General features: G+C 64.5%; 24 protein-coding genes and 4 tRNA genes. All 28 read right to left on the reverse strand.

Translation table 11 applies throughout. From position 1 onward, the window contains the following. Positions 1–14: 14 nt before the first annotated feature. The 28 genes from rpsQ to EDC25_RS07730 all read right to left on the reverse strand — a co-directional run bounded on the left by rpsQ (position 15) and on the right by EDC25_RS07730 (position 23,381). On the reverse strand, positions 15–278 hold the full coding sequence (gene rpsQ / locus EDC25_RS07595; protein ID WP_123522578.1) for a 30S ribosomal protein S17: 264 nt from the start codon (positions 276–278) through the stop codon (positions 15–17). Positions 279–290: 12 nt separating this feature from the next. Next, on the reverse strand, positions 291–476 hold the full coding sequence (gene rpmC / locus EDC25_RS07600) for a 50S ribosomal protein L29 (protein WP_123522577.1): 186 nt from the start codon (positions 474–476) through the stop codon (positions 291–293). After that, positions 476–889 (reverse strand): 50S ribosomal protein L16, encoded by a 414-nt coding sequence (rplP, locus tag EDC25_RS07605; RefSeq protein WP_123522576.1) that lies wholly within the window; start codon positions 887–889, stop codon positions 476–478. Before rplP ends, rpmC begins: the two co-directional genes overlap by 1 nt. Positions 890–895: 6 nt before the next feature. Continuing rightward, complete coding sequence (gene rpsC, locus EDC25_RS07610) at positions 896–1,645, reverse strand: 30S ribosomal protein S3 (protein ID WP_123522575.1); 750 nt, start codon at positions 1,643–1,645, stop codon at positions 896–898. 10 nt (positions 1,646–1,655) lie between these two features. After that, a complete protein-coding gene (gene rplV / locus EDC25_RS07615; protein WP_123522574.1) occupies positions 1,656–1,988 on the reverse strand; it encodes a 50S ribosomal protein L22 in 333 nt (110 codons plus the stop codon). Between the two features lie 12 nt (positions 1,989–2,000). Continuing rightward, a complete protein-coding gene (gene rpsS, locus EDC25_RS07620) occupies positions 2,001–2,273 on the reverse strand; it encodes a 30S ribosomal protein S19 (protein ID WP_123522573.1) in 273 nt (90 codons plus the stop codon). A 14-nt stretch (positions 2,274–2,287) separates the two neighbouring features. Further along, positions 2,288–3,109 carry a 50S ribosomal protein L2 gene (gene rplB, locus EDC25_RS07625; RefSeq protein WP_123522572.1) on the reverse strand — a complete coding sequence of 274 codons (822 nt, stop codon included), beginning with the start codon at positions 3,107–3,109 and terminating at the stop codon, positions 2,288–2,290. 16 nt (positions 3,110–3,125) lie between these two features. Further along, positions 3,126–3,425, reverse strand: a complete 300-nt coding sequence (gene rplW, locus EDC25_RS07630; RefSeq protein WP_123522571.1) for a 50S ribosomal protein L23 — start codon at positions 3,423–3,425, stop codon at positions 3,126–3,128. After that, positions 3,422–4,021, reverse strand: coding sequence for a 50S ribosomal protein L4 (gene rplD, locus EDC25_RS07635; protein ID WP_123522570.1), 600 nt, complete (start codon positions 4,019–4,021; stop codon positions 3,422–3,424). Before rplD ends, rplW begins: the two co-directional genes overlap by 4 nt. Before the next feature lie 10 nt (positions 4,022–4,031). Beyond that, positions 4,032–4,670 (reverse strand): 50S ribosomal protein L3, encoded by a 639-nt coding sequence (rplC, locus tag EDC25_RS07640; protein ID WP_123522569.1) that lies wholly within the window; start codon positions 4,668–4,670, stop codon positions 4,032–4,034. A 13-nt stretch (positions 4,671–4,683) separates the two neighbouring features. After that, positions 4,684–4,995 (reverse strand): 30S ribosomal protein S10, encoded by a 312-nt coding sequence (gene rpsJ, locus EDC25_RS07645; protein WP_123522568.1) that lies wholly within the window; start codon positions 4,993–4,995, stop codon positions 4,684–4,686. Between the two features lie 120 nt (positions 4,996–5,115). Continuing rightward, a complete protein-coding gene (gene tuf / locus EDC25_RS07650) occupies positions 5,116–6,306 on the reverse strand; it encodes an elongation factor Tu (RefSeq protein ID WP_132577383.1) in 1,191 nt (396 codons plus the stop codon). Between the two features lie 42 nt (positions 6,307–6,348). Further along, positions 6,349–8,439: an elongation factor G gene (gene fusA, locus EDC25_RS07655; RefSeq protein ID WP_123521478.1), complete on the reverse strand. Its 2,091-nt coding sequence runs from the start codon at positions 8,437–8,439 to the stop codon at positions 6,349–6,351. 30 nt (positions 8,440–8,469) lie between these two features. Beyond that, positions 8,470–8,943 carry a 30S ribosomal protein S7 gene (gene rpsG, locus EDC25_RS07660; RefSeq protein WP_123521479.1) on the reverse strand — a complete coding sequence of 158 codons (474 nt, stop codon included), beginning with the start codon at positions 8,941–8,943 and terminating at the stop codon, positions 8,470–8,472. Between the two features lie 21 nt (positions 8,944–8,964). After that, positions 8,965–9,339: a 30S ribosomal protein S12 gene (rpsL, locus tag EDC25_RS07665; protein ID WP_123521480.1), complete on the reverse strand. Its 375-nt coding sequence runs from the start codon at positions 9,337–9,339 to the stop codon at positions 8,965–8,967. Between the two features lie 163 nt (positions 9,340–9,502). Continuing rightward, positions 9,503–13,723: a DNA-directed RNA polymerase subunit beta' gene (gene rpoC / locus EDC25_RS07670; RefSeq protein ID WP_132577384.1), complete on the reverse strand. Its 4,221-nt coding sequence runs from the start codon at positions 13,721–13,723 to the stop codon at positions 9,503–9,505. 23 nt (positions 13,724–13,746) lie between these two features. Then, a complete protein-coding gene (gene rpoB, locus EDC25_RS07675) occupies positions 13,747–17,832 on the reverse strand; it encodes a DNA-directed RNA polymerase subunit beta (RefSeq protein WP_132577385.1) in 4,086 nt (1,361 codons plus the stop codon). 239 nt (positions 17,833–18,071) lie between these two features. Further along, positions 18,072–18,449: a 50S ribosomal protein L7/L12 gene (gene rplL / locus EDC25_RS07680; RefSeq protein ID WP_123521481.1), complete on the reverse strand. Its 378-nt coding sequence runs from the start codon at positions 18,447–18,449 to the stop codon at positions 18,072–18,074. A gap of 51 nt (positions 18,450–18,500) precedes the next feature. Next, positions 18,501–19,028: a 50S ribosomal protein L10 gene (gene rplJ / locus EDC25_RS07685; RefSeq protein ID WP_123521486.1), complete on the reverse strand. Its 528-nt coding sequence runs from the start codon at positions 19,026–19,028 to the stop codon at positions 18,501–18,503. A 350-nt stretch (positions 19,029–19,378) separates the two neighbouring features. Then, positions 19,379–20,083: a 50S ribosomal protein L1 gene (gene rplA / locus EDC25_RS07690; RefSeq protein ID WP_123521482.1), complete on the reverse strand. Its 705-nt coding sequence runs from the start codon at positions 20,081–20,083 to the stop codon at positions 19,379–19,381. A gap of 4 nt (positions 20,084–20,087) precedes the next feature. Beyond that, positions 20,088–20,516, reverse strand: coding sequence for a 50S ribosomal protein L11 (rplK, locus tag EDC25_RS07695; protein WP_123521483.1), 429 nt, complete (start codon positions 20,514–20,516; stop codon positions 20,088–20,090). Positions 20,517–20,599: 83 nt separating this feature from the next. Further along, on the reverse strand, positions 20,600–21,160 hold the full coding sequence (gene nusG, locus EDC25_RS07700) for a transcription termination/antitermination protein NusG (RefSeq protein ID WP_123521484.1): 561 nt from the start codon (positions 21,158–21,160) through the stop codon (positions 20,600–20,602). Positions 21,161–21,162: 2 nt separating this feature from the next. After that, positions 21,163–21,543 carry a preprotein translocase subunit SecE gene (secE, locus tag EDC25_RS07705; protein ID WP_123521485.1) on the reverse strand — a complete coding sequence of 127 codons (381 nt, stop codon included), beginning with the start codon at positions 21,541–21,543 and terminating at the stop codon, positions 21,163–21,165. Between the two features lie 115 nt (positions 21,544–21,658). Continuing rightward, positions 21,659–21,734, reverse strand: a tRNA-Trp gene (locus EDC25_RS07710). 98 nt (positions 21,735–21,832) lie between these two features. Then, a complete protein-coding gene (gene tuf / locus EDC25_RS07715; RefSeq protein WP_132577383.1) occupies positions 21,833–23,023 on the reverse strand; it encodes an elongation factor Tu in 1,191 nt (396 codons plus the stop codon). Between the two features lie 76 nt (positions 23,024–23,099). After that, positions 23,100–23,175: transfer RNA gene (locus EDC25_RS07720), tRNA-Thr, on the reverse strand. A gap of 30 nt (positions 23,176–23,205) precedes the next feature. Continuing rightward, positions 23,206–23,279 (reverse strand) — tRNA-Gly (locus EDC25_RS07725). Between the two features lie 16 nt (positions 23,280–23,295). After that, a tRNA-Tyr gene (locus EDC25_RS07730) sits at positions 23,296–23,381 on the reverse strand. Positions 23,382–23,501: the final 120 nt, after the last annotated feature.

Below are 23,501 nucleotides of genomic sequence, written 5' to 3' on the forward strand. Positions count from 1 at the left end.
AGTGCACGCGGCGGTCAGCGCTCGACGCGCTCAAGGATCTCCACCACCTGCCAGTTCTTGGTCTTGGACAGGGGGCGGCACTCGGCGATGCGCACGAAGTCACCTTCGCGACACTCGCCCTCGGCGTCGTGGGCGTGCACCTTGGTCGAGCGGCGGATGTACTTGTTGTACATGCCGTGCTTGACCTGGCGCTCGATCAGCACCGTAACGGTCTTATCCATCTTGTCGCTGACCACCCGCCCTTCCAGGGTGTTGGCGCGCTTCTCGGACGTGTTCATCTGTTCTGGTCCTTACTTCTTCTCGCCGAGGGCGGTCTTGATCCGCGCCACGTCGCGACGGGCGCGACGGATCTCGTGCGTCTTGGTCAGCTGGCCGCCGGCCTTCTGCATGCGCAGGTTGAACTGTTCGCGCTTGAGCTCGCCGAGCTGTTCGCCCAGCTCCTTGGCGGACTGCTTGCGCAGGTCGGTCATCTTCATCACAGCACCGTCCGGGTCACGAATGTGGTCTTGATCGGGAGCTTGGCGGACGCCAGGGCGAACGCCTCGCGTGCCGCTTCCTCGGACACGCCTTCGATCTCGTAAATCATGCGGCCCGGCTGCACGACGGCCGCCCAGAACTCCACGCCGCCCTTACCGGAGCCCATTCGGACCTCGATCGGCTTGCGCGTGATCGGCTTGTCCGGGAACACGCGGATGAACAGCTTGCCGCCGCGCTTGACATGGCGCGAGATGGCACGACGCGCCGACTCGATCTGGCGCGCGGTCAGCATGCCGTGCTGCGTCGCCTTCAGGCCGAACTCGCCGAAGCTGACCTGGTTGGCGACGAACGCCAGACCACGGTTGCGGCTCTTGTGGACCTTGCGGAACTTGGTTCGCTTGGGTTGCAACATTGTCGGTTACTCCTTGCCGCGTCCGCTGCGCTCGCCGCGCGGCTCACGGTCGCCACGATCACCACGGTCACCGCGCTCGCGGCCCTTCGGCGCCGGCGCTTCCTCGGCCTGCGGTGCGTACAGATCGAAGATCTCGCCCTTGTAGACCCACACCTTGACGCCGATGATGCCGTAGGTGGTCAGGGCCTCGGCGAAACCGTAGTCGATGTCGGCGCGCAGGGTGTGCAGCGGCACACGACCTTCGCGGTACCACTCCGAACGTGCGATTTCCGCACCGTTCAAGCGGCCGGCGACATTGACCTTGATCCCCAGGGCACCCAGGCGCATCGCGTTGCCGACGGCCCGCTTCATGGCGCGACGGAACATGATACGGCGCTCAAGCTGACCGGCGATCGACTTGGCGATCAGCTGGGCGTCCAGTTCCGGACGACGCACTTCCACCACGTTGATGTGGGTGGGCACGCCCATGACGCTGGTGGCCTTCTTGCGCAGGCGCTCGATGTCCTCGCCCTTCTTGCCGATCACCACACCCGGACGCGCCGTGTGGATGGTGATGCGCGCGGTCTTGGCCGGGCGTTCGATCTGGATCCGGCTGATGTCGGCGTCCTTGAGGCGCTCGTCCTTCAGCAGCATCTCGCGCACGCGCAGATCGGCGGCCAGGTAACCGGCGAATTCCTTCTTGCCGGCATACCACTTGGAATTCCAGTCCTTGGCGATGCCAAGGCGGATGCCGATCGGATGTACCTTGTGACCCATCGTAACGTCCTCAGTTGTCGCCGACGACCACAGTGATGTGGCTGGTGCGCTTGATGATGCGGGTGCCGCGGCCCTTGGCCCGGGCGCCGAAACGCTTCAGGCGCGGACCCTCGTCGACGAAGATGCGGGCGACCTTGAGCTCGTCCACATCGGCGCCTTCGTTGTTCTCGGCATTGGAGATTGCCGACAACAGCAGCTTCTTGATCAGGTGCGCACCCTTCTTCGGGCTGAACGCGAGCAGGTCGGTCGCACGGCCCACCGGCAGGCCACGAACCTGGTCGGCGACCAGGCGGGCCTTCTGGGGGGAAATGCGCGCGCCGCGCAGAATCGCTCTGGCTTCCATCGCTGCTCTCCCTTACTTCGACTTCTTGTCGCCGCCGTGACCCTTGAAGGTCCTCGTCGGAGCGAACTCGCCGAGCTTGTGCCCGACCATGTTCTCGTTGACCAGGACCGGCACGTGCTGCTTGCCGTTGTGCACGGCGATGGTGAAACCCACCATCTCCGGCAGAACCATCGAGCGACGCGACCAGGTCTTGATCGGCTTCTTGCTGTTGCTGGCCAGGGCCGATTCCACCTTCGCCATCAGGTGGTGATCGACAAACGGGCCCTTCTTGAGTGAGCGTGCCATCTAGTTCAGCCTCATCACTTCCGACGACGCACGATGAGCTGCGTCGTACGCTTGTTCTTGCGGGTCTTGTAACCCTTGGTCGGCACGCCCCACGGCGTCACCGGATGGCGACCGCCCGAAGTCCTGCCCTCGCCACCACCGTGCGGGTGGTCCACCGGGTTCATCACCACGCCGCGAACGGTCGGGCGGATACCCAGCCAGCGCTTCGCGCCCGCCTTGCCCAGCTTGCGCAGGCCATGCTCTGCGTTGCCGACCTCACCGATGGTGGCGCGGCAATCAGCGGGCACCTTGCGCATTTCGCCGGAACGCAGGCGGAGCGTGGCGTAGCCCTGCTCGCGTGCAACCAGCTGGCACGAGGCACCGGCGCTGCGGGCGATCTGCGCGCCCTTGCCGGGCTTCATCTCGATGCAGTGCACCAGAGAGCCGATCGGCATGTTGCGCAGCGGCAGCGTATTGCCCACCTTGATCGGCACGTCGGTACCCGCCATCAGCTGGTCGCCGACCTGGATGCCCTTCGGCGCGATGATGTAGCGGCGCTCGCCATCGACGTAGCAAAGCAGGGCGATGTGCGCCGTGCGGTTCGGATCATACTCGATCCGCTCGACGCGCGCAGGAATACCTTCCTTGTCACGCTTGAAGTCGATCAGACGGTAGTGCTGCTTGTGACCACCGCCGCGGTGACGCGTGGTGATGCGGCCGTTGTTGTTACGGCCACCGGTCTTCGACTGCGGCTGGATCAGCGGCTGGTAAGGGCCGCCCTTGTGCAACTCCGGGGTGGTGACGCGCACAGCGGAGCGGCGTCCCGGCGAAGTCGGCTTGAGTGTCATCAGTGCCATCGGCGTATTCCTCGGATCAGGCCTTCGCACCCAGGTCGATGCTCTGGCCATCGGCCAGACGCACGTAGGCTTTGCGACGATCGCTGCGGCGTCCCGGCTGGAACCGGAAGCTCTTGTTCTTGCCCTTGAGATTGACCACGGTTACGTTGTCGACCTTCACACTGAAGATCTGCTCCACGGCCGCCTTGACTTCGGCCTTGGTCGCACCCTGGATCACCTCGAACACATACTGGTTGTACAACTCCTGGGTACGGGCCGACTTCTCGGAGACGACCGGCGCCCGCAGGATGTCGTACAGGCGGTTCTTGCTGCTCATGCCAGCCACTCCTCGATCTTCTTGACCGAATCAACGGTCATGAACACGCGCTCGGCGTGCACCAGGCTGACCGGATCCAGCGCGCCGGCATCCGTCACGTACACGTGCGGGATGTTGCGGGCGGCCAGGTACAGGTTCAGGTCGTCCTGTTCGGTCACGATCAGCGCACGGTCGGCCTTCAGCTCACCCAGCTTCTCGAGCAGCAGCTTGGTGCGCGGCTCGGCAACGGTGATGTCGCTGACGACGTGCAGGCGATCCTGGCGGACCAGCTCGGACAGGATCGAACGCAGGGCGCCGCGGTACATCTTGCGGTTCACCTTCTGTTCGAAGCTGCGCGGCTTGGCGGCGAACGCACGGCCACCACCGACGAAGATCGGAGCGGTCAGGGCACCGTGACGCGCGCCACCACCCTTCTGCTTCTTCGACTTCTTGGTCGTGCCGGACACTTCCGAACGGGTCTTCTGCGCCTTGGTGCCGGAACGGCCAGCTGCGCGGTAGGCGACGACCACCTGGTGGACGAGGTCTTCGCGGAAGTCCTCACCCCAGATCGTCTCGGAGACAGCGAGCTTGTCGCCGCCTTGAATCTGCAGTTCCATCGTGTACTCCTTACGCCTTGGCTGCCGGACGGACGATGACGTCACCACCCGGTGCACCCGGAATGGAACCCTTGACCGCGATCAGGCCGCGCTCGGCGTCGACCTTGACCACTTCGAGGTTCTGCGCCGACTGGCGCACATTGCCCATGTGGCCGGCCATCTTCTTGCCCTTGAACACGCGGCCCGGCGTCTGGCGCTGGCCGATCGAGCCCGGGGCGCGATGCGACAGCGAGTTACCGTGCGTGGCGTCGCCCATGGTGAAGCCCCAGCGCTTGATCGTGCCCTGGAAGCCCTTTCCCTTGGTCACACCGGCGACGTCCACCATCTGGCCGACCTCGAACAGGTCAACCTTCAGCTCGGCGCCGACTTCATAGTTGCCGATGGCGTCATCGGCCACACGGAACTCCCACAGGCCACGACCGGCTTCGACCTTGGCGGTGGCGTAGTGGCCAGCCAGGGGCTTGCTGATCAGCGCGGCGCGCTTGCTGCCCGCGGCGACCTGGATCGCGTTGTAGCCATCGGTATCACGGGTCTTGACCTGGACGATGCGGTTCGGGCTCGCCTCGATCAGGGTGACGGGCACGGAGCGACCGTCTTCGGTGAACACCCGGCTCATTCCGGCCTTGCGGCCTACCATTCCGACTTTCATGACTGACATCCCGTCAATACAGCTTGATCTGCACGTCCACGCCGGCAGCGAGGTCGAGCTTCATCAGCGCATCCACGGTCTTGTCGTTGGGATCAACGATGTCCATGACGCGCTTGTGCGTGCGCATTTCGTACTGGTCGCGTGCGTCCTTGTCGACGTGCGGCGAGACCAGGATCGTGTAGCGCTCCTTCTTGGTCGGCAGCGGGATCGGACCGCGCACCTGGGCGCCGGTACGCTTCGCCGTCTCGACGATTTCACTGGCCGAACGGTCGATCAGGCGGTAATCGAACGCCTTCAACCTGATGCGGATCTTCTGCTGTGCCATAACCTTGGTTCCTGCTGGAAACTGGAGAACTAGACTTGAGGACCAGTTTCCAGGTTTGGGGCGATTCTAAAAAAACACTTCAGGGCGTCGCCGGCCGGAGCCGGCGACCAGGCCCGGCTGTTACTCGATGATCTTCGCCACCACGCCGGCGCCGACGGTGCGGCCGCCTTCGCGGATCGCGAAACGCAGGCCTTCTTCCATCGCGATCGGGGCGATCAGCGTCACCACCATCTTGATGTTGTCGCCCGGCATGACCATCTCGACGCCTTCCGGCAGCTCGCACGAACCGGTCACGTCCGTCGTGCGGAAGTAGAACTGCGGGCGGTAACCCTTGAAGAACGGCGTGTGACGGCCGCCCTCGTCCTTCGACAGCACGTACACCTCGGCTTCGAACTTGGTGTGCGGCTTGATCGAACCGGGCTTGCACAGCACCTGGCCGCGCTCGACTTCGTCACGCTTCGTGCCGCGCAGCAGCAGGCCCGCGTTGTCGCCAGCCTGGCCCTGGTCCAGCAGCTTGCGGAACATCTCGACGCCGGTCACCGTCGTCTTCACCGTCGGACGGATACCGACAATCTCAACTTCGTCACCGACCTTGATGATGCCGCGCTCGATACGACCGGTCACCACGGTGCCGCGGCCGGAGATCGAGAACACGTCCTCAACCGGCATCAGGAACGTCTTGTCGATGTCGCGCTCCGGCTCCGGAATCCACGAGTCCAGCGCCTCCACCAGCTTGATGATCGCCGGCACGCCGATTTCCGACTGGTCGCCTTCCAGCGCCTTCAGCGCCGAACCCTTCACGATCGGCGTGTCGTCGCCCGGGAACTCGTACTTCGACAGCAGCTCGCGGACTTCCATCTCCACCAGCTCCAGCAGCTCGGCGTCGTCCACCATGTCCGCCTTGTTCAGGAAGACCACGATGTACGGCACGCCCACCTGGCGGGCCAGCAGGATGTGCTCGCGCGTCTGCGGCATCGGACCGTCAGCGGCCGAGCACACCAGGATCGCACCGTCCATCTGCGCCGCGCCGGTGATCATGTTCTTCACATAGTCGGCGTGACCCGGGCAGTCCACGTGCGCGTAGTGACGGGTCGGCGATTCATACTCGACGTGCGAGGTCGAGATCGTGATGCCGCGCGCCTTCTCTTCCGGCGCCTTGTCAATCGCGTCGTACGCATGGAACTCGCCACCGAAACGCTCCGCGCCCACCTTCGTCAGCGCCGCCGTCAGCGTCGTCTTGCCGTGGTCAACGTGACCAATCGTGCCCACGTTCACGTGCGGCTTCTTGCGTTCGAACTTTTCCTTGGCCATGGCTAGAAAACCTCGTCAGAATCGATTCTTTGGTGAAAAACGTCAGGACTTCTTGATCACAGCCTCGGCGATGTTCGCCGGGGCTTCCGCGTAATGGTCGAATTCCATGGTGAACGTGGCGCGACCCTGGGACATCGAGCGCAGCGACGTGGCGTAACCGAACATTTCGCCCAGCGGCACGTGCGCGTTGATGACCTTGCCGGACGGGCTCTCGTCGGAACCCTGCAGCACGCCACGACGGCGGCTCAGGTCGCCCATCACGTCGCCCATGTAGTCTTCCGGCGTCACCACCTCGACCTTCATGATCGGCTCGAGCAGGACCGGGTTCGCCTTCTGGAAGCCGTCCTTGAAGCCCATCGAGCCGGCGATCTTGAACGCCATTTCGTTCGAGTCGACTTCATGGTACGAACCGTCGACGATGCGGACCTTGACGTCGACGATCGGGAAGCCCGCCATGATGCCGGAGGCCATGGCTTCCTGGATGCCCTTGTCGACCGCCGGGATGTATTCCTTCGGAACCACGCCACCGACGATGGCGTTCTCGAAGACATAACCCGCGCCACGCTCCTGCGGCTCGATCTCGAGCACGACATGGCCGTACTGGCCGCGGCCACCGGACTGCCGGACGAACTTGCCGTCCTGCTTGACCGCCTTGCGGATGGTCTCGCGGTAGGCCACGCGCGGCTTGCCGACGTTGGCTTCGACGTTAAACTCGCGCTTCAGGCGGTCGACGATGATGTCCAGGTGCAGCTCGCCCATGCCGGCGATGATCGTCTGGCCGGATTCCTCGTCGGTCTTGACGCGGAACGACGGGTCTTCCTGGGCCAGGCGGCCCAGCGCGATGCCCATCTTTTCCTGGTCACCCTTGGTCTTCGGCTCGACCGCCATCTCGATCACCGGCTCCGGGAACGTCATGCGCTCCAGCGTGATCACGTTGGCCGTGTCGGCCAGCGTGTCGCCGGTGGTCACGTCCTTCAGGCCGACCGCAGCGGCGATGTCGCCAGCGCGGACTTCCTTGATCTCGTTGCGGTTGTTCGAGTGCATCTGGAGCAGGCGGCCGATGCGCTCCTTCTTGCCCTTGACCGGGTTGTAGACCTGGTCACCGGACGTCAGCACGCCGGAATAGACGCGGAAGAAGGTCAGCGAACCGACGAACGGATCGGTCATGATCTTGAACGCCAGCGCCGAGAACGGCGCGTCGTCGGAGGCCAGACGGGTGTCCTCGTTCTCGTTCTCGTCGACGCCCTGCACCGGCGGACGGTCGACCGGCGACGGCAGCAACTGGATCACGCCATCGAGCATCGCCTGCACGCCCTTGTTCTTGAAGGCGCTGCCGCAGAAGGCCGGGACGATCTCGACGCGGATGGTGCGCTCGCGCAGGCCGGCAATGATCTCGGCCTCGGTCAGCTCACCTTCTTCCAGGTACTTGTTCATCAGGTCTTCGTTGGCTTCAGCCGCAGCCTCCACCATGAAGGCGCGCGCCGATGCGGCCTTGTCCTGCAGGTTCGCAGGGATGTCGCGATATTCGAAGGTCGTGCCCTGGCTGGCGGTATCCCAGTGGATCGCCTTCATCTTGAGCAGGTCGACGACGCCCTCGAAGCCGTCCTCGGCACCGATCGGGACCTGCATCGGCACCGGATAGGCGCCCAGGCGGGTCTTCAGCTGGTCGACAACCTTGTCGAAGTTAGCACCGGTACGGTCCATCTTGTTGACGAAGGCCAGGCGCGGCACCTTGTACTTGTTGGCCTGGCGCCACACCGTTTCCGACTGCGGCTGCACGCCGCCGACGGCGCACAGCACGAACACGGCGCCGTCGAGCACGCGCAGCGAACGCTCGACCTCAATGGTGAAGTCGACGTGGCCCGGGGTATCGATGATGTTGAAGCGGTGCTCCGGCAGGGACTTGTCCATGCCCTTCCAGAACGCGGTCGTGGCCGCCGACTGGATGGTGATGCCGCGCTCCTGCTCCTGCTCCATCCAGTCCATGGTCGCAGCACCATCGTGCACTTCACCCAGCTTGTGACTCACGCCGGTGTAGAACAGGATGCGCTCGGACGTCGTCGTCTTGCCGGCATCGATGTGAGCCATGATGCCGAAGTTGCGATAACGGTCGATGGGAGTCGTACGCGCCACAGTCTGATTCCTTGTTTCGTTTCCGCCGGATTACCAGCGGTAATGCGAGAAGGCCTTGTTGGCCTCGGCCATGCGGTGGGTTTCCTCGCGCTTCTTCACGGCGCCGCCGCGATTCTCGGCCGCATCGAGGAGCTCACCGGCCAGCTTGCGCGGCATGGTGTTCTCGGAACGCTTGCGGGCGGCGTCGATCAGCCAGCGCATCGCCAGCGCCTGGCGACGGGCCGGACGCACTTCGACGGGCACCTGGTAGGTGGCGCCACCGACGCGACGGCTCTTCACCTCGACCAGCGGCGCGACATTGTCGAGCGCCTTCTCGACCAGGCCCAGCGGCTGGTCGGCACCGGCCTTTTCGCCGATATGGTCGAGAGCACCGTAGACGATACGCTCGGCCACCGACTTCTTGCCGCTCTTCATGACCATGTTGATGAAGCGCGCCACCATCTGGCTGGCATGCTTGGGATCCGGGAGGATCACACGGGCGGGATGGGAACCCTTTCTGGACATCGTGCTGTTCCTGCTGTTCCGTTAGGACTTGGGACGCTTGGCGCCGTACTTGGAACGGGCCTGCTTGCGCTTGGCCACGCCCGAAGCATCCAGCGAGCCGCGAACCATGTGGTAGCGCACGCCAGGAAGATCCTTGACGCGACCACCGCGAACCAGGACCACCGAGTGCTCCTGCAGGTTGTGCCCTTCGCCACCGATGTACGAGATAACCTCGTAACCATTGGTCAGGCGGACCTTGGCGACCTTGCGAAGGGCCGAGTTCGGCTTCTTCGGGGTGGTCGTGTAGACGCGCGTGCAGACGCCACGACGCTGCGGGCAGGACTCGAGTGCCGGGGAGGCGCTCTTGTAGGTTTTCGGGTGCCGTCCCTTGCGGACCAGCTGGTTGATCGTTGACATCGTCAGCCTCGGGGAAACAAAAACACAGGCCGAGTTATGCCCGGCCTGTGAGCTTTGAGAGTTTAACGGTATCTTCAGAAATCTGTCAACACCGCCTGCGGCATCCTGCCGCCGAACACGAGGCCGGTCCGTGGCCTCATTTCGTTGTCGGTCTTACGTTAAATCACTCCGCGGAGGCGGTGGTGTCCGGCTCGCTGTCATCAGCGTCCACCGTTGCCACCGCTTCCCCGGCCAGGGCCGCCTTTTCGGCTTCCGTCAGCGCCCCGCCATCCTGGCGCCTGGAGCTGTGGTATGCCAAACCGGTACCGGCCGGAATCAAGCGACCCACTATAACGTTTTCCTTCAGACCGCGCAAGCCATCCCGCGTGCCGCGAACCGCCGCTTCGGTCAGGACGCGGGTCGTTTCCTGGAACGAGGCCGCGGAAATGAACGATTCGGTTGCCAGCGAGGCCTTGGTGATGCCCAGCAGGACCGGCTCGTACTTGGCCGGCAACTCGTCCCGGGCCACTGCGCGGGCATTTTCTTCCAGGACGCGGACGCGCTCCAGCTGCTCGCCCTTCAGGAAACGGGTGTCGCCGGCGTCGGTGATCTCGACCTTGCGCAACATCTGGCGAATGATCGTCTCGATGTGCTTGTCGTTGATCTTCACGCCCTGCAGACGGTAGACGTCCTGGATTTCCTTGACCAGGAACGCCGCCAGCTCCTCGACGCCCTTCAGGCGCAGGATGTCCTGCGGGTTCGGCTCGCCCTCGACCACGGTCTCGCCCTTCTCGACGTGCTCGCCTTCGAAGACGACGATCTGGCGGTACTTCGGGATCAGCTCTTCATGGACGTTGCCGTCCTTGTCGGTGATCAGCAGTCGCTGCTTGCCCTTGGTGTCCTTGCCGAAGCTGACGATGCCCGAGCGCTCGGCCAGGATCGCCGGATCCTTGGGCTTGCGCGCCTCGAACAGGTCGGCCACGCGCGGCAGACCACCGGTGATGTCGCGGGTCTTCGACGCTTCCTGCGGGATCTTCGCGACCACGTCGCCGACGCCGACGGCGGCGCCGTCCTGCAGGGTCACCATCGAGCGCGGCGGCAGGAAGTACTGCGCCGGGATGTCGGTACCCGGCAGCTTCAGGTCCTTGCCGGACTTGTCGAGGATACGGACGATCGGACGCAAGTCCTTGGCGCCACCGGTGCGGCGCTTCGGATCGGTGATCACCGAGCTCTGCAGGCCGGTCAGTTCGTCCACCATCTCGTCAACGGTGATGCCCTCGACGAAATCGACGAACTTGATGTAGCCCTCGACCTCCGAAATGATCGGATGGTTGTGCGGGTCCCAGTTGGCCACGACCTGACCGGCCTTGACCTCCTCGCCTTCCTTGACCTGCACGGCCGCGCCGTACGGCAGCTTGTAGCGCTCGCGCTCGCGACCGTGGGCGTCGATCACCGACAGTTCGCCGGAACGCGACACCGCCACCAGGTGCCCGGCGGCGTGCTGGACCGTCTTCAGGTTGGTGAAGCGCAGCGAGCCGTTTGTCTTCACCGTGATGTTGTCCACGGCGGCGGCACGCGAGGCGGCACCACCGATGTGGAAGGTACGCATCGTCAGCTGAGTACCCGGCTCACCGATCGACTGCGCGGCGATGACACCCACCGCTTCGCCGTTGTTGACCAGGTGGCCACGGGCCAGGTCGCGGCCGTAGCAGGCCGCGCAGACGCCGTGCTTGGTTTCGCAGGTGATCGGCGAACGGACCAGGATGGACTGCACGCCCATCTCTTCCAGCCTTTCGACCCAGCGCTCGTCGAGCAGGGTGCCGCGCTCGACGACCGGATCCTCGTCGTTACCGGGCAGGAACACGTCCTCGGCGACGATACGACCCAGCACCCGCTCGCGCAGCGGCTCGACCACATCACCACCTTCGACGATCGGCGTCATGGTCAGGCCCGCGCGCGTCTCGCAGTCGACCTCGGTGACGACCACGTCCTGGGCGACGTCGACCAGGCGGCGGGTCAGGTAACCGGAGTTCGCGGTCTTCAGGGCGGTATCGGCCAGGCCCTTTCGCGCACCGTGGGTGGAGGAGAAGTACTCCTGCACGTTCAGGCCTTCGCGGAAGTTCGCCTTGATGGGCGTCTCGATGATCGAGCCGTCCGGCTTTGCCATCAGGCCACGCATGCCGGCGAGCTGGCGGATCTGCGCCGCCGAACCACGGGCGCCGGAGTCGGCCATGATGAACAGCGAGTTCATCGACTTCTGCTTGGTGAGGCTGCCATCGGCCAGCGGCACTTCGTCGCTGCCCAGGTGGTCCATCATCGCCTTCGCCACCAGTTCATTGGTGCGCGACCAGATGTCGACGACCTTGTTGTAGCGCTCGCCCGAGGTGACCAGGCCGGACGCGTACTGTTCCTGGATCTCCAGCACTTCCTTCTCGGCCGCCGCGAGGATCTCTCGCTTCTCGTCCGGAATGTTCATGTCGTTGATGCCGATCGAGATGCCGGCGCGCGTCGCATAGCGGAAGCCGGTGTACATCAGCTGGTCGGCGAACACGACGGTCGGCTTCAGGCCGAGCTGGCGGTAGCAGGCGTTGATCAGGCGCGAGATCGTCTTCTTGTTGAGCTCGACGTTGACCAGGTCGAACGACAGGCCTTCCGGCAGGATTTCCTTCAGCAGGGCGCGGCCGACGGTGGTGTCGACGATGCGGCGGATGCGCTCGCGGCTGCCGTCCTCGGCGATGACCACCTCATCCAGGCGCACCTTGACCTTGGCGTGCAGGCTGACGGCCTTGTTCTGGTAGGCGCGGAACACTTCGGAGATGTTGGCGAACGCCATGCCCTCGCCGGCCTGGTTCACCAGCTCGCGGGTCATGTAGTACAGGCCGAGGACGACGTCCTGGGTCGGCACGATGATCGGCTCGCCGTTGGCGGGCGACAGGATGTTGTTCGACGACATCATCAGCGCGCGCGCTTCCAGCTGCGCTTCCAGCGACAGCGGCACGTGCACGGCCATCTGGTCGCCGTCGAAGTCGGCGTTGAACGCGGTACAGACCAGCGGATGCAGCTGGATCGCCTTGCCTTCGATCAGCACGGGCTCGAACGCCTGGATGCCGAGGCGGTGCAGCGTCGGCGCGCGGTTGAGCATCACCGGATGCTCGCGGATGACCTCTTCCAGGATGTCCCAGACGGTGCCTTCCTCGCGCTCGACCATCTTCTTGGCCGCCTTGATCGTCGTGGCCAGGCCACGGCGCTGCAGCTTCGAGAAGATGAAGGGCTTGAACAGCTCCAGCGCCATGCGCTTGGGCAGGCCGCACTCGTGCAGCTTCAGCGTCGGGCCGACCACGATGACCGAACGGCCGGAATAGTCGACGCGCTTGCCGAGCAGGTTCTGGCGGAAACGGCCCTGCTTGCCCTTGATCATGTCGGCCAGCGACTTGAGCGGGCGCTTGTTGGTGCCGGTGATGGCGCGGCCGCGGCGGCCGTTGTCCATCAGCGCGTCCACCGACTCCTGCAGCATGCGCTTTTCGTTGCGCACGATGATGTCCGGCGCGTTGAGCTCGAGCAGGCGGCGCAGGCGGTTGTTGCGGTTGATGACGCGGCGGTACAGGTCGTTCAGGTCGGAGGTCGCAAAGCGGCCGCCGTCCAGCGGCACCAGCGGACGCAGGTCCGGCGGCAGCACCGGCAGCACGGTCAGCACCATCCACTCCGGGCGATTGCCGGACTCGACGAAGCTCTCGACCAGCTTGATGCGCTTGGTGAGGCGCTTGAGCTTGGTTTCCGAACCGGTGCTGGCGATGTCTTCCTTCAGCTGCAGCAGCTCGGCCTGCAGGTCGAGCGTGCGCAGCAATTCGTGCACCGCTTCGGCGCCCATGCGGGCATCGAACTCGTCGCCGAACTCTTCCATCGACTGCAGGTACTGCTCTTCGCTGAGCACCTGGCCGCGCGTCAGCGAGGTCAGGCCCGGGTCGACGACCACGAAGGCCTCGAAGTACAGGATGCGCTCGATGTCACGCAGCGTCATGTCCAGCATCAGGCCGATGCGCGACGGCAGCGACTTGAGGAACCAGATGTGCGCGGTCGGGCTGGCCAGTTCGATGTGGCCCATGCGCTCGCGACGGACCTTGGCCAGGGTGACCTCGGTGCCGCACTTCTCGCAGACCACGCCGCGGTGCTTCATGCGCTTGTACTTGCCGCACAGGCACTCGTAGTCCTTGATCGGCCCGAAGATGGCGGCGCAGAACAGGCCGTCACGCTCCGGCTTGAAGGTGCGGTAGTTGATGGTCTCCGGCTTCTTGACCTCGCCGAAGGACCACGAGCGGATCAGTTCCGGCGACGCCAGTCCGATGCGGATGGCGTCGAAATCCAGGACCTGGCGCTGCTGGTTGAACAGGTTGAGCAAATCTTTCATGTCGGTTCTCCGCGTCCTGGCCCTTACTCGGTCTCAAGTTCCATGTTGATGCCCAAGGAACGGATTTCCTTGACCAGCACGTTGAAGGATTCGGGCATGCCCGCGACCATCTCGTGGTTGCCGTCGACGATGTTCTTGTACATCTGGTTGCGGCCGCCGACGTCGTCGGACTTCACCGTCAGCATTTCCTGCAGGGTGTAGGCCGCGCCGTAGGCTTCCAGCGCCCAGACTTCCATCTCGCCGAAACGCTGGCCGCCGAACTGCGCCTTGCCGCCCAGCGGCTGCTGGGTGACCAGCGAGTACGGGCCGGTCGAACGCGCGTGCATCTTGTCGTCGACCAGGTGGTTCAGCTTCAGCATGTACATGTAGCCGACGGTGACCGGGCGATCGAAGGCTTCGCCGGTGCGGCCGTCGAAGAGGATGGTCTGGCCGGATTCCGGCAGGCCCGCCAGCTTCAGCAGGTCCTTGATCTCCTCTTCGTGGGCACCGTCGAACACTGGCGTCGCGGTGGTCACGCCACGCGACAGGTTGCGCGACAGCTCGGCGATTTCGCCGTCCGAGAAGGACTTCAGGTCGACGCGCTTCTCGCTGCTGTTGTAGACCTTGTCGAGGAAGCCGCGCAGATCGTCCGCCTTCGCCTGCTGCTCGAGCATGCCCTGGATGCGCGTGCCGACGCCCTTCGCCGCCCAGCCCAGGTGCGTTTCGAGGATCTGGCCGATGTTCATGCGGCTCGGCACGCCCAGCGGGTTGAGCACGATGTCGACCGGCGTACCGTCGGCCATGTGCGGCATGTCCTCGACCGGAACGATCATCGAGACCACGCCCTTGTTGCCGTGGCGGCCGGCCATCTTGTCACCAGGCTGGATGCGACGCTTCACGGCCAGGTAGACCTTGACCATCTTCAGCACGCCCGGAGCCAGGTCGTCGCCGGCGGTGATCTTCTTCTTCTTTTCCTCGAAGCGCTTGTCGAACTCGGCCTTGTGGCGCTTGATCTGCTCGCCGGCCTTTTCGATCAGGTCGCCCAGGTCCTCGTCCTTCATGCGGATGGAGAACCACTCGTCCTTCTTCAGTCCGTCGAGGTATTCGTCGGTGATGTCGGCCTTCTTCAGCCCGTTCGGGCCGCCATTGGCGGGCTTGCCGACGATCGCCGCGCGCAGGCGTCCGTAGATGGCGTTCTCGAGGATGCGGAACTGGTCGTCCAGGTCCTTCTTGATCGCCTTGATCTCGCCCTGCTCGATGGACAGCGCACGCTTGTCCTTTTCCAGGCCGTCACGGGTGAAGACCTGCACGTCGATGACGGTGCCGTCCATGCCCGGCGGCACGCGCAGCGAGCTGTCCTTCACGTCGGACGCCTTCTCGCCGAAGATCGCGCGCAGCAGCTTTTCTTCCGGGGTCAGCTGGCTCTCGCCCTTCGGCGTGACCTTGCCGACGAGGATGTCGCCGGCCTGCACTTCCGCGCCGATGAAGACGACGCCGGACTCGTCCAGGCGCGACAGCGCGGCCTCGCCGACGTTGGGGATGTCGGCCGAGATTTCCTCGGGGCCAAGCTTGGTGTCGCGGGCGACGCAGGTCAGCTCCTCGATGTGGATCGAGGTGTAGCGGTCCTCCTGGACAACGCGCTCGGAGATGAGGATGGAGTCCTCGAAGTTGTAGCCGTTCCAGGGCATGAACGCGACCAGCATGTTCTGGCCCAGCGCCAGCTCACCCAGGTCGGTCGAAGGACCGTCGGCCAGCACGTCGTTCGGGGCGACGCGGTCGCCGACCTTCACCAGCGGACGCTGGTTGATGCAGGTGTTCTGGTTGGAACGGGTGTACTTGACCAGCGAGTAGATGTCGACGCCGGCATCGTTCTCGCCGATTTCGGACTCATCCACCTTGACCACGATGCGGCCGGCATCGACCTGGTCGATGACGCCGCTGCGGCGCGCGACCACGTTCACGCCGGAGTCGGTGGCGACCACGCGCTCGATGCCGGTGCCGACCAGCGGCGCCTCGGCGCGCAGCGTCGGCACGGCCTGGCGCTGCATGTTCGCGCCCATCAGGGCGCGGTTGGCGTCGTCGTGCTCGAGGAACGGGACCAGGGCCGCCGCGACCGACACGGTCTGCATAGGCGAGACGTCCATGTAGTGCACTTCCGACGCCGCCTTGAGCAGGGTTTCACCCTGGTAGCGGCAGGCGACGAACTGCTCGGCGAAGCTGCCGTCCTTGTTCAGCGGCGAACTGGCCTGGGCGATGACCAGGTCGTTCTCCTCGATCGCCGAGATGTAGTCGACCTGGTCGGTGACCTTGCCGTCGATGACGCGGCGGTACGGGGTTTCCAGGAAACCGTAGGAGTTGGTGCGCGCGTACACGGCCAGCGAGTTGATCAGGCCGATGTTCGGACCTTCCGGCGTCTCGATGGTGCAGACGCGGCCGTAGTGCGTCGGGTGCACGTCGCGGACTTCGAAGCCGGCGCGCTCGCGCGTCAGGCCACCCGGTCCCAGCGCCGAGACGCGGCGCTTGTGGGTGACTTCCGACAGCGGGTTGTTCTGGTCCATGAACTGCGACAGCTGCGAGGAGCCGAAGAACTCCTTGATCGCGGCGGCCACCGGCTTGGCGTTGATCAGGTCCTGCGGCGTCAGGCCATCGGCCTCGGCCATCGACAGGCGTTCCTTGACGGCGCGCTCGACGCGTACCAGGCCGACGCGGAAGGTGTTCTCGGCCATCTCGCCGACGCTGCGCACGCGGCGGTTGCCCAGGTGGTCGATGTCGTCCACCGTGCCCTTGCCGTTGCGGATGTCGATCAGCACGCGCAGCACGTCGATGATGTCTTCGGTCGACAGCGTGCCTTCGCCGGTGATCTCCTTGCGGCCGACGCGGCGGTTGAACTTCATGCGGCCGACGCCCGACAGGTCGTAGCGGTCGAAGCTGAAGAACAGGTTCTGGAACAGGTTCTGCGCGGCTTCCTTGGTCGGCGGCTCGCCCGGGCGCATCATGCGGTAGATCTCGACCAGCGCCTCCAGCTGGTTGCGGGTCGGGTCGATACGCAGGGTGTGCGAAATGTACGGACCGCGATCGAGGTCGTTCACGTACAGGGTGTCGATGCGCTCGATGCCGGCCTCGCGGAACTTCGCCAGGTGCGTCTCGTTGAGCTCTTCGTTGGCCGCGGCAATCAGCTCGCCGGTGGCCGGATTGACCACGTCGGCGCCGAGGATGCGCCCGGACAGGTAGTCATCCGGCACTTCCAGCGCGCCGATGCCGGCTTTCTGGAGCTCGCGGACATGGCGGGCGGTGATGCGCTTGCCGGCCTCGACGAGGACGTTGTTGCCGACCACGATGTCGAAGTTGAAGGTCTCGCCACGCAGGCGTTCCGGCACCAGGTCCAGCTGCGCGCCGCCGTCGGCGTTGAGCGTGAAGGTATTCATCTCGAAGAAGGTCGAGAGGATCTCCTCGTTGCTCATGCCCAGGGCACGCAGCAGGATCGTCACCGGCAGCTTGCGGCGACGGTCGATACGCGTGAACACGGCATCCTTCGGATCGAACTCGAAGTCGAGCCAGGAGCCGCGGTAGGGGATCACCCGCGCGCTGTACAGCAACTTGCCGGAGCTGTGCGTCTTGCCGCGGTCGTGGTCGAAGAACACGCCCGGTGAGCGGTGCAGCTGCGAGACGATGACGCGCTCGGTACCGTTGATGATGAAGGTGCCGGTGTCGGTCATGAGCGGCAGTTCGCCCATGTAGACCTCCTGCTCCTTCACGTACTTGATCGCCTTGTTGCTGGCCGGGGAGTCCTTGTCGTAGATCACCAGGCGGACGAGCACGCGCAGCGGCGCGCCGTAGCTCAGGCCCCGGGTACGGCACTCGCGCTCGTCGAACGCCGGCTCACCCAGCTTGTAGCTCACGTACTCCAGGGCGGCGTTGCCGCTGTAGCTGACGATCGGGAAGATCGACTTCAGCGCGGCATGCAGGCCGATGTCGTGGCGCTCGCCCGACGAACGATCCAGCTGCAGGAACTCGCGGTAGGAGTCCACCTGGGTGGCCAGCAGGAAAGGCACCTTGAGGATCGAACGCTGCTTGCCGAAATCACGGCGGATGCGCTTCTTCTCGGTGAAGGAGTACTGTGTGGTGGTCATTGGAACCGCCTCGCTGTGGCTGTCGCCGACGGACATCGCCGGCGACTGGATAAAGAAAGGTCAGACATGAATGGCGGATCGATGCGGGCGCACGCGGCAGGCGGCGGGCGCATCGGATCGGATTCGCGACTCAGGTCTGGCTTCTCGTCGGTGTCGCATTCCCTGAAAGCAGGAAAAGCCCGGGGGCTTTCGCCCCCAGGCTGAACCGGTCGCTGTGAAACCAGCGACGCAACGGTCGATTACTTGAGCTCGACGGTCGCGCCGGCAGCTTCCAGCTCCTTCTTGAACTTGTCAGCATCTTCCTTGCTGACGCCTTCCTTCACGGTGCCAGTCGCCTCGACCAGGTCCTTGGCTTCCTTCAGGCCCAGGCCGGTGATGGCGCGGACGGCCTTGATGACCTCGACCTTCTTCTCGCCGGCCGACTTCAGGACGACGGTGAACTCGGTCTGCTCTTCAGCGGCGGCGGCACCACCACCAGCGGCCGGGGCGGCAGCCACGGCAACCGGAGCGGCGGCGGACACGCCGAACTTGTCTTCCATCATCTTGACCAGCTCGACCACGTCCATGACGGACATGGTGGCGATGGCTTCCAGGATATCTTCCTTGCTAACGGCCATGATTGCTTAACCTCAAAAACGTTACGGGATGATTGATTGCGAAAACGCGGATCAGGCAGCCTTCTTGGCTTCGGCCACGGCGTTGACGACGCGCGCGGTCTGGGCCACCGGCTCGTTGAGCGTGCGCACGAACTTGACGACCGGGGCGATCATGACGCCGGCCAGCATGCCCAGTGCCTGCTCCAGGGTCGGCAGGGATGCCAGCTGCTCCACATGGGACGCCGGGTACATCTGTCCGCCAACCGCGACGAGACGCGGCTTCAGCTTGTCATTCGCCTTGGCGAAGTCCTTGATCAGGCGACCGGCCGCACCGGGATCGTCCTTCGAGAAGGCATACAGCAGCGGACCCGTCAGCGCGTCGGCGACGCACTCGTATTCCGTGCCGTCGACAGCGCGGCGCACCAGGGTGTTCTTAGCCACCTTGAGGTACACGCCGCCCTGACGGGCCTTCGCACGCAGCTCGGTGAGCTGCGCGACGGACAGACCGATGTAGTCTGCCGCGACCAGGGAGTAGGCCTTGGCCGCCACTTCCGCGAGTTCGGCTACCAGCTCTTTCTTCTGAGCAAGATTTAGTGCCATATCGACTCCGAACTTGCAGGCGGAATGCACCATGCATTCCGCGGTGACCGGATCACATCCTTGCGATCCGTCGATGCCTTTCGGCACCTGGGTGGTGGCCATCATCCCGCTACGCAAACGCAGGCCGGGCCTGCGCTTGAGTAGCGGGACGAGGGCAACACCATCTACGCAGGCCGGTTGCCCGATTACCCCGTCGCGAACAGGACTGTCCGCGCCAGGACCTGCGGTCTTTGACGGCTCGCCTTCCCGCTCCACCACCTTGCGGTGTCACACCGGAACGGGTTGGCAGCCCTCAAACACGGTCATCCCTGACCGCAATCCGGCCATCCTGGCCGGACTGGAACCTTCAATTACTTGGTGGCGACCGACAGGGTCGAGGTATCGACGCCGATACCCAGGCCCATCGTGCTCGACACATACACCTTCTGCAGGTACTGGCCCTTCGCCGCCGACGGCTTGGCCTTGACCAGGTCACCAAGCAGCGAGTTGAGGTTTTCCTTCAGCGCTTCGACTTCGAAGTTCGCCTTGCCGATGGTGCTGTGGACGATGCCGCCCTTGTCGGCGCGGAAACGCACCTGGCCACCCTTGGCGTTCTTGACCGCCAACGCCACGTCCATGGTGACGGTGTTGGTCTTCGGGTTGGGCATCAGGCCGCGCGGACCCAGCAGGGTACCGAGCTTGCCGACGACGCGCATGGCGTCCGGCGTGGCGATGACGACGCCGAAGTTCAGGTCACCGTTCTGCATCTGCTCGGCCAGGTCGTCCATGCCAACGGCCTCGGCGCCGGCGGCGCGGGCTTCCTCGGCCTTCGGGCCCTGGGCGAACACGGCGACGCGCACGGTCTTGCCGGTGCCGTTCGGCAGCACGGAAGAACCACGAACCACCTGGTCGGACTTGCGCGGGTCGATGCCCAGGCGAACGGCCACGTCGATGGACTCGACGAACTTCACCTTGCTGTTGTCCTTGAGGATCTTCAGCGCTTCCTCGATCGGATAGGTCCGGGTCGGATCGACCAGGGACGACATTGCCTTGAAACGCTTCGTCTGCTTTGCCATGGCCTCAGCCCTCCACCGTCAAGCCCATGCTGCGCGCGCTACCGGCAATGGTGCGCACCGCAGCGTCCAGATCAGCCGCCGTGAGATCCGGCTCCTTCGCCTTGGCGATCTCTTCGAGCTGGGCGCGCGTGACCTTGCCCACCTTCTGCGAGTTCGGCTTCGGCGAACCACTCTGGATGCCGACGGCCTTCTTCAGCAGCACGGTGGCCGGGGTGGTCTTGGTGACGAAGGTGAAGCTGCGGTCGGAGTAGACCGTGATGATCACCGGCGTCGGCAGACCCGGCTCCAGCTTCTGCGTGGCGGCGTTGAACGCCTTGCAGAACTCCATGATGTTGACGCCGCGCTGACCCAGCGCCGGACCGACCGGCGGGCTGGGATTGGCCTGGCCGGCCTTGATCTGCAGCTTGATGTAACCCGTGATCTTCTTTGCCATTGCTTTGTGCTCCTCGGGTGCAAGCGCCAGCGTTCACTGGCTCCCCGTCGGTTTACATTCGGGACCTCGCGGCCCCGGACTTGTCAGGCCTTCTCGACCTGTGCGAACTCGAGTTCGACCGGTGTTGAACGCCCGAAAATCAGGACGGCCACCCGCAGGCGGCTCTTGTCGTAGTTGACTTCCTCAACCACGCCGTTGAAGTCGTTGAACGGCCCGTCGATGACGCGGACCATTTCGCCCGGCTCGAACAGCACCTTCGGCTTGGGCTTGTCGGTGCCTTCCTTGACGCGACGCAGGATGTTGTCGGCCTCCCGGTCGCTGATCGGGACGGGACGGTCGGCGGTACCACCGATGAAGCCCATCACCTTCGGCGTTTCCTTGACCAGGTGCCAGCTCTCGTCGTCGATGCGCTTGGCGTTGCCGTCCTCGTGGGTCTCGATCTGGACCAGCACGTAGCCGGGGAAGAACTTGCGCTCGCTCTTGCGCTTCTGGCCGCCACGCATCTCGACCACTTCCTCGGTCGGGACCAGCACTTCGCCGAAGCGGTCTTCCATGCCATTGCGGACGATGCGGTCGCGCAGGGCCTGCGCCACCGACTTCTCGAAGCCCGAATAGGCATGTACGACGTACCAGCGCTTGGCCATGCTCAGACTCCCACCAGCCCGCGGACGATCCAGGCCAGCAGCATGTCGATCAGCCACAGCAGGATGGAGATGATCACCACGACGATCATGACCATGATCGTCGTCTGCACCGTCTCCTGGCGCGACGGCCAGGCAACCTTGCGCAGCTCGAACCGCGTCTCGCTGAAGAACCCGACCAGCGCGCGACCCGGACCGGTGAACGCGGCGATGACGCCGGCGGCCACCAGGCACACGACCAGGCCCGCGAAGCGGATGGCGAAGTGCCCCGTCTCGGCGAACCAGTAATAACCAACCACGCCCGCCACGAGGATCAGCAGGGCAGCCAGCAGCTTGACCGTATCCACCGACGAACCGGTGCTTTGTTGTTCAACCTTGCCGTTCATGCTTGAGTGGACGGAGGCAGGCGCGGCTCGGACCGGTTACGGGGCGCCGCCTTTCGGGCGACGTCATCCTGGAATCGTCGAACCTGCTGCTCGCCGTCGTCTGTCCTTGTGTCAGTGGCACGCCAGGAGGGACTCGAACCCCCAACCTGCGGTTTTGGAGACCGCTGCTCTGCCAATTGAGCTACTGGCGTACGTTGTCCTCAAACGCATTCGGCGAGCCCTTGCGGACCCGCCTTAGCTTTCACTGTCCGGACCGGCAGGCGCCAGTCCGGACCACCGCATGCAGCGGTTACTCGATGATCTTCGCCACCACGCCGGCGCCGACGGTGCGGCCGCCTTCGCGGATCGCGAAACGCAGGCCTTCTTCCATCGCGATCGGGGCGATCAGCGTCACCACCATCTTGATGTTGTCGCCCGGCATGACCATCTCGACGCCTTCCGGCAGCTCGCACGAACCGGTCACGTCCGTCGTGCGGAAGTAGAACTGCGGGCGGTAACCCTTGAAGAACGGCGTGTGACGGCCGCCCTCGTCCTTCGACAGCACGTACACCTCGGCTTCGAACTTGGTGTGCGGCTTGATCGAACCGGGCTTGCACAGCACCTGGCCGCGCTCGACTTCGTCACGCTTCGTGCCGCGCAGCAGCAGGCCCGCGTTGTCGCCAGCCTGGCCCTGGTCCAGCAGCTTGCGGAACATCTCGACGCCGGTCACCGTCGTCTTCACCGTCGGACGGATACCGACAATCTCAACTTCGTCACCGACCTTGATGATGCCGCGCTCGATACGACCGGTCACCACGGTGCCGCGGCCGGAGATCGAGAACACGTCCTCAACCGGCATCAGGAACGTCTTGTCGATGTCGCGCTCCGGCTCCGGAATCCACGAGTCCAGCGCCTCCACCAGCTTGATGATCGCCGGCACGCCGATTTCCGACTGGTCGCCTTCCAGCGCCTTCAGCGCCGAACCCTTCACGATCGGCGTGTCGTCGCCCGGGAACTCGTACTTCGACAGCAGCTCGCGGACTTCCATCTCCACCAGCTCCAGCAGCTCGGCGTCGTCCACCATGTCCGCCTTGTTCAGGAAGACCACGATGTACGGCACGCCCACCTGGCGGGCCAGCAGGATGTGCTCGCGCGTCTGCGGCATCGGACCGTCAGCGGCCGAGCACACCAGGATCGCACCGTCCATCTGCGCCGCGCCGGTGATCATGTTCTTCACATAGTCGGCGTGACCCGGGCAGTCCACGTGCGCGTAGTGACGGGTCGGCGATTCATACTCGACGTGCGAGGTCGAGATCGTGATGCCGCGCGCCTTCTCTTCCGGCGCCTTGTCAATCGCGTCGTACGCATGGAACTCGCCACCGAAACGCTCCGCGCCCACCTTCGTCAGCGCCGCCGTCAGCGTCGTCTTGCCGTGGTCAACGTGACCAATCGTGCCCACGTTCACGTGCGGCTTCTTGCGTTCGAACTTTTCCTTGGCCATGGCGGTACCTGTTCTAGGCTCTCGATGTCGGGTGGAGGCGGATGGCGCCGGACGCGTCACCCGAGGTGATTGAAAGTGGTGCCCACGAATGGAATCGAACCATCGACCTCTTCCTTACCAAGGAAGTGCTCTACCGACTGAGCTACGTGGGCAAATTTTGTTTCCGCGGCTGGAGCGTCCCATGGAGCGGGAGACGGGAATCGAACCCGCACCATCAGCTTGGAAGGCTGAGGTTCTACCATTGAACTACTCCCGCTCGACGGGCAAACTCCTGGTGGAGGGAGGTGGATTCGAACCACCGAAGGCGTAAGCCAGCAGATTTACAGTCTGCCCCCGTTGGCCGCTTGGGTATCCCTCCTTGGGAGCCGCGCATTGTCCCCGCAAGCCCGTGGCCGTGTCAACGGGCTGATGTGGGGAATTTTCATCGTCCCGTCACGGCTGGCCGAACCTCGCCCTGATTGGCGATAATCCGCGGCCC

The organism is Pseudofulvimonas gallinarii (genome assembly GCF_004343305.1).
Taxonomy (GTDB): Bacteria; Pseudomonadota; Gammaproteobacteria; order Xanthomonadales; family UBA2363; genus Pseudofulvimonas; species Pseudofulvimonas gallinarii.

What these genes read in the sequence shown, in the direction of transcription:
- rpsQ (WP_123522578.1), bottom strand. Translation starts at nt 278, where the DNA reads ATGAACACGTCCGAGAAGCGCGCCAACACCCTGGAAGGGCGGGTGGTC.
- rpmC (WP_123522577.1), bottom strand. Translation starts at nt 476, where the DNA reads ATGAAGATGACCGACCTGCGCAAGCAGTCCGCCAAGGAGCTGGGCGAA.
- rplP (WP_123522576.1), bottom strand. Translation starts at nt 889, where the DNA reads ATGTTGCAACCCAAGCGAACCAAGTTCCGCAAGGTCCACAAGAGCCGC.
- rpsC (WP_123522575.1), bottom strand. Translation starts at nt 1,645, where the DNA reads ATGGGTCACAAGGTACATCCGATCGGCATCCGCCTTGGCATCGCCAAG.
- rplV (WP_123522574.1), bottom strand. Translation starts at nt 1,988, where the DNA reads ATGGAAGCCAGAGCGATTCTGCGCGGCGCGCGCATTTCCCCCCAGAAG.
- rpsS (WP_123522573.1), bottom strand. Translation starts at nt 2,273, where the DNA reads ATGGCACGCTCACTCAAGAAGGGCCCGTTTGTCGATCACCACCTGATG.
- rplB (WP_123522572.1), bottom strand. Translation starts at nt 3,109, where the DNA reads ATGGCACTGATGACACTCAAGCCGACTTCGCCGGGACGCCGCTCCGCT.
- rplW (WP_123522571.1), bottom strand. Translation starts at nt 3,425, where the DNA reads ATGAGCAGCAAGAACCGCCTGTACGACATCCTGCGGGCGCCGGTCGTC.
- rplD (WP_123522570.1), bottom strand. Translation starts at nt 4,021, where the DNA reads ATGGAACTGCAGATTCAAGGCGGCGACAAGCTCGCTGTCTCCGAGACG.
- rplC (WP_123522569.1), bottom strand. Translation starts at nt 4,670, where the DNA reads ATGAAAGTCGGAATGGTAGGCCGCAAGGCCGGAATGAGCCGGGTGTTC.
- rpsJ (WP_123522568.1), bottom strand. Translation starts at nt 4,995, where the DNA reads ATGGCACAGCAGAAGATCCGCATCAGGTTGAAGGCGTTCGATTACCGC.
- tuf (WP_132577383.1), bottom strand. Translation starts at nt 6,306, where the DNA reads ATGGCCAAGGAAAAGTTCGAACGCAAGAAGCCGCACGTGAACGTGGGC.
- rpsG (WP_123521479.1), bottom strand. Translation starts at nt 8,943, where the DNA reads ATGTCCAGAAAGGGTTCCCATCCCGCCCGTGTGATCCTCCCGGATCCC.
- rpsL (WP_123521480.1), bottom strand. Translation starts at nt 9,339, where the DNA reads ATGTCAACGATCAACCAGCTGGTCCGCAAGGGACGGCACCCGAAAACC.
- rpoC (WP_132577384.1), bottom strand. Translation starts at nt 13,723, where the DNA reads ATGAAAGATTTGCTCAACCTGTTCAACCAGCAGCGCCAGGTCCTGGAT.
- rpoB (WP_132577385.1), bottom strand. Translation starts at nt 17,832, where the DNA reads ATGACCACCACACAGTACTCCTTCACCGAGAAGAAGCGCATCCGCCGT.
- rplL (WP_123521481.1), bottom strand. Translation starts at nt 18,449, where the DNA reads ATGGCCGTTAGCAAGGAAGATATCCTGGAAGCCATCGCCACCATGTCC.
- rplJ (WP_123521486.1), bottom strand. Translation starts at nt 19,028, where the DNA reads ATGGCACTAAATCTTGCTCAGAAGAAAGAGCTGGTAGCCGAACTCGCG.
- rplA (WP_123521482.1), bottom strand. Translation starts at nt 20,083, where the DNA reads ATGGCAAAGCAGACGAAGCGTTTCAAGGCAATGTCGTCCCTGGTCGAT.
- rplK (WP_123521483.1), bottom strand. Translation starts at nt 20,516, where the DNA reads ATGGCAAAGAAGATCACGGGTTACATCAAGCTGCAGATCAAGGCCGGC.
- nusG (WP_123521484.1), bottom strand. Translation starts at nt 21,160, where the DNA reads ATGGCCAAGCGCTGGTACGTCGTACATGCCTATTCGGGCTTCGAGAAG.
- secE (WP_123521485.1), bottom strand. Translation starts at nt 21,543, where the DNA reads ATGAACGGCAAGGTTGAACAACAAAGCACCGGTTCGTCGGTGGATACG.
- tuf (WP_132577383.1), bottom strand. Translation starts at nt 23,023, where the DNA reads ATGGCCAAGGAAAAGTTCGAACGCAAGAAGCCGCACGTGAACGTGGGC.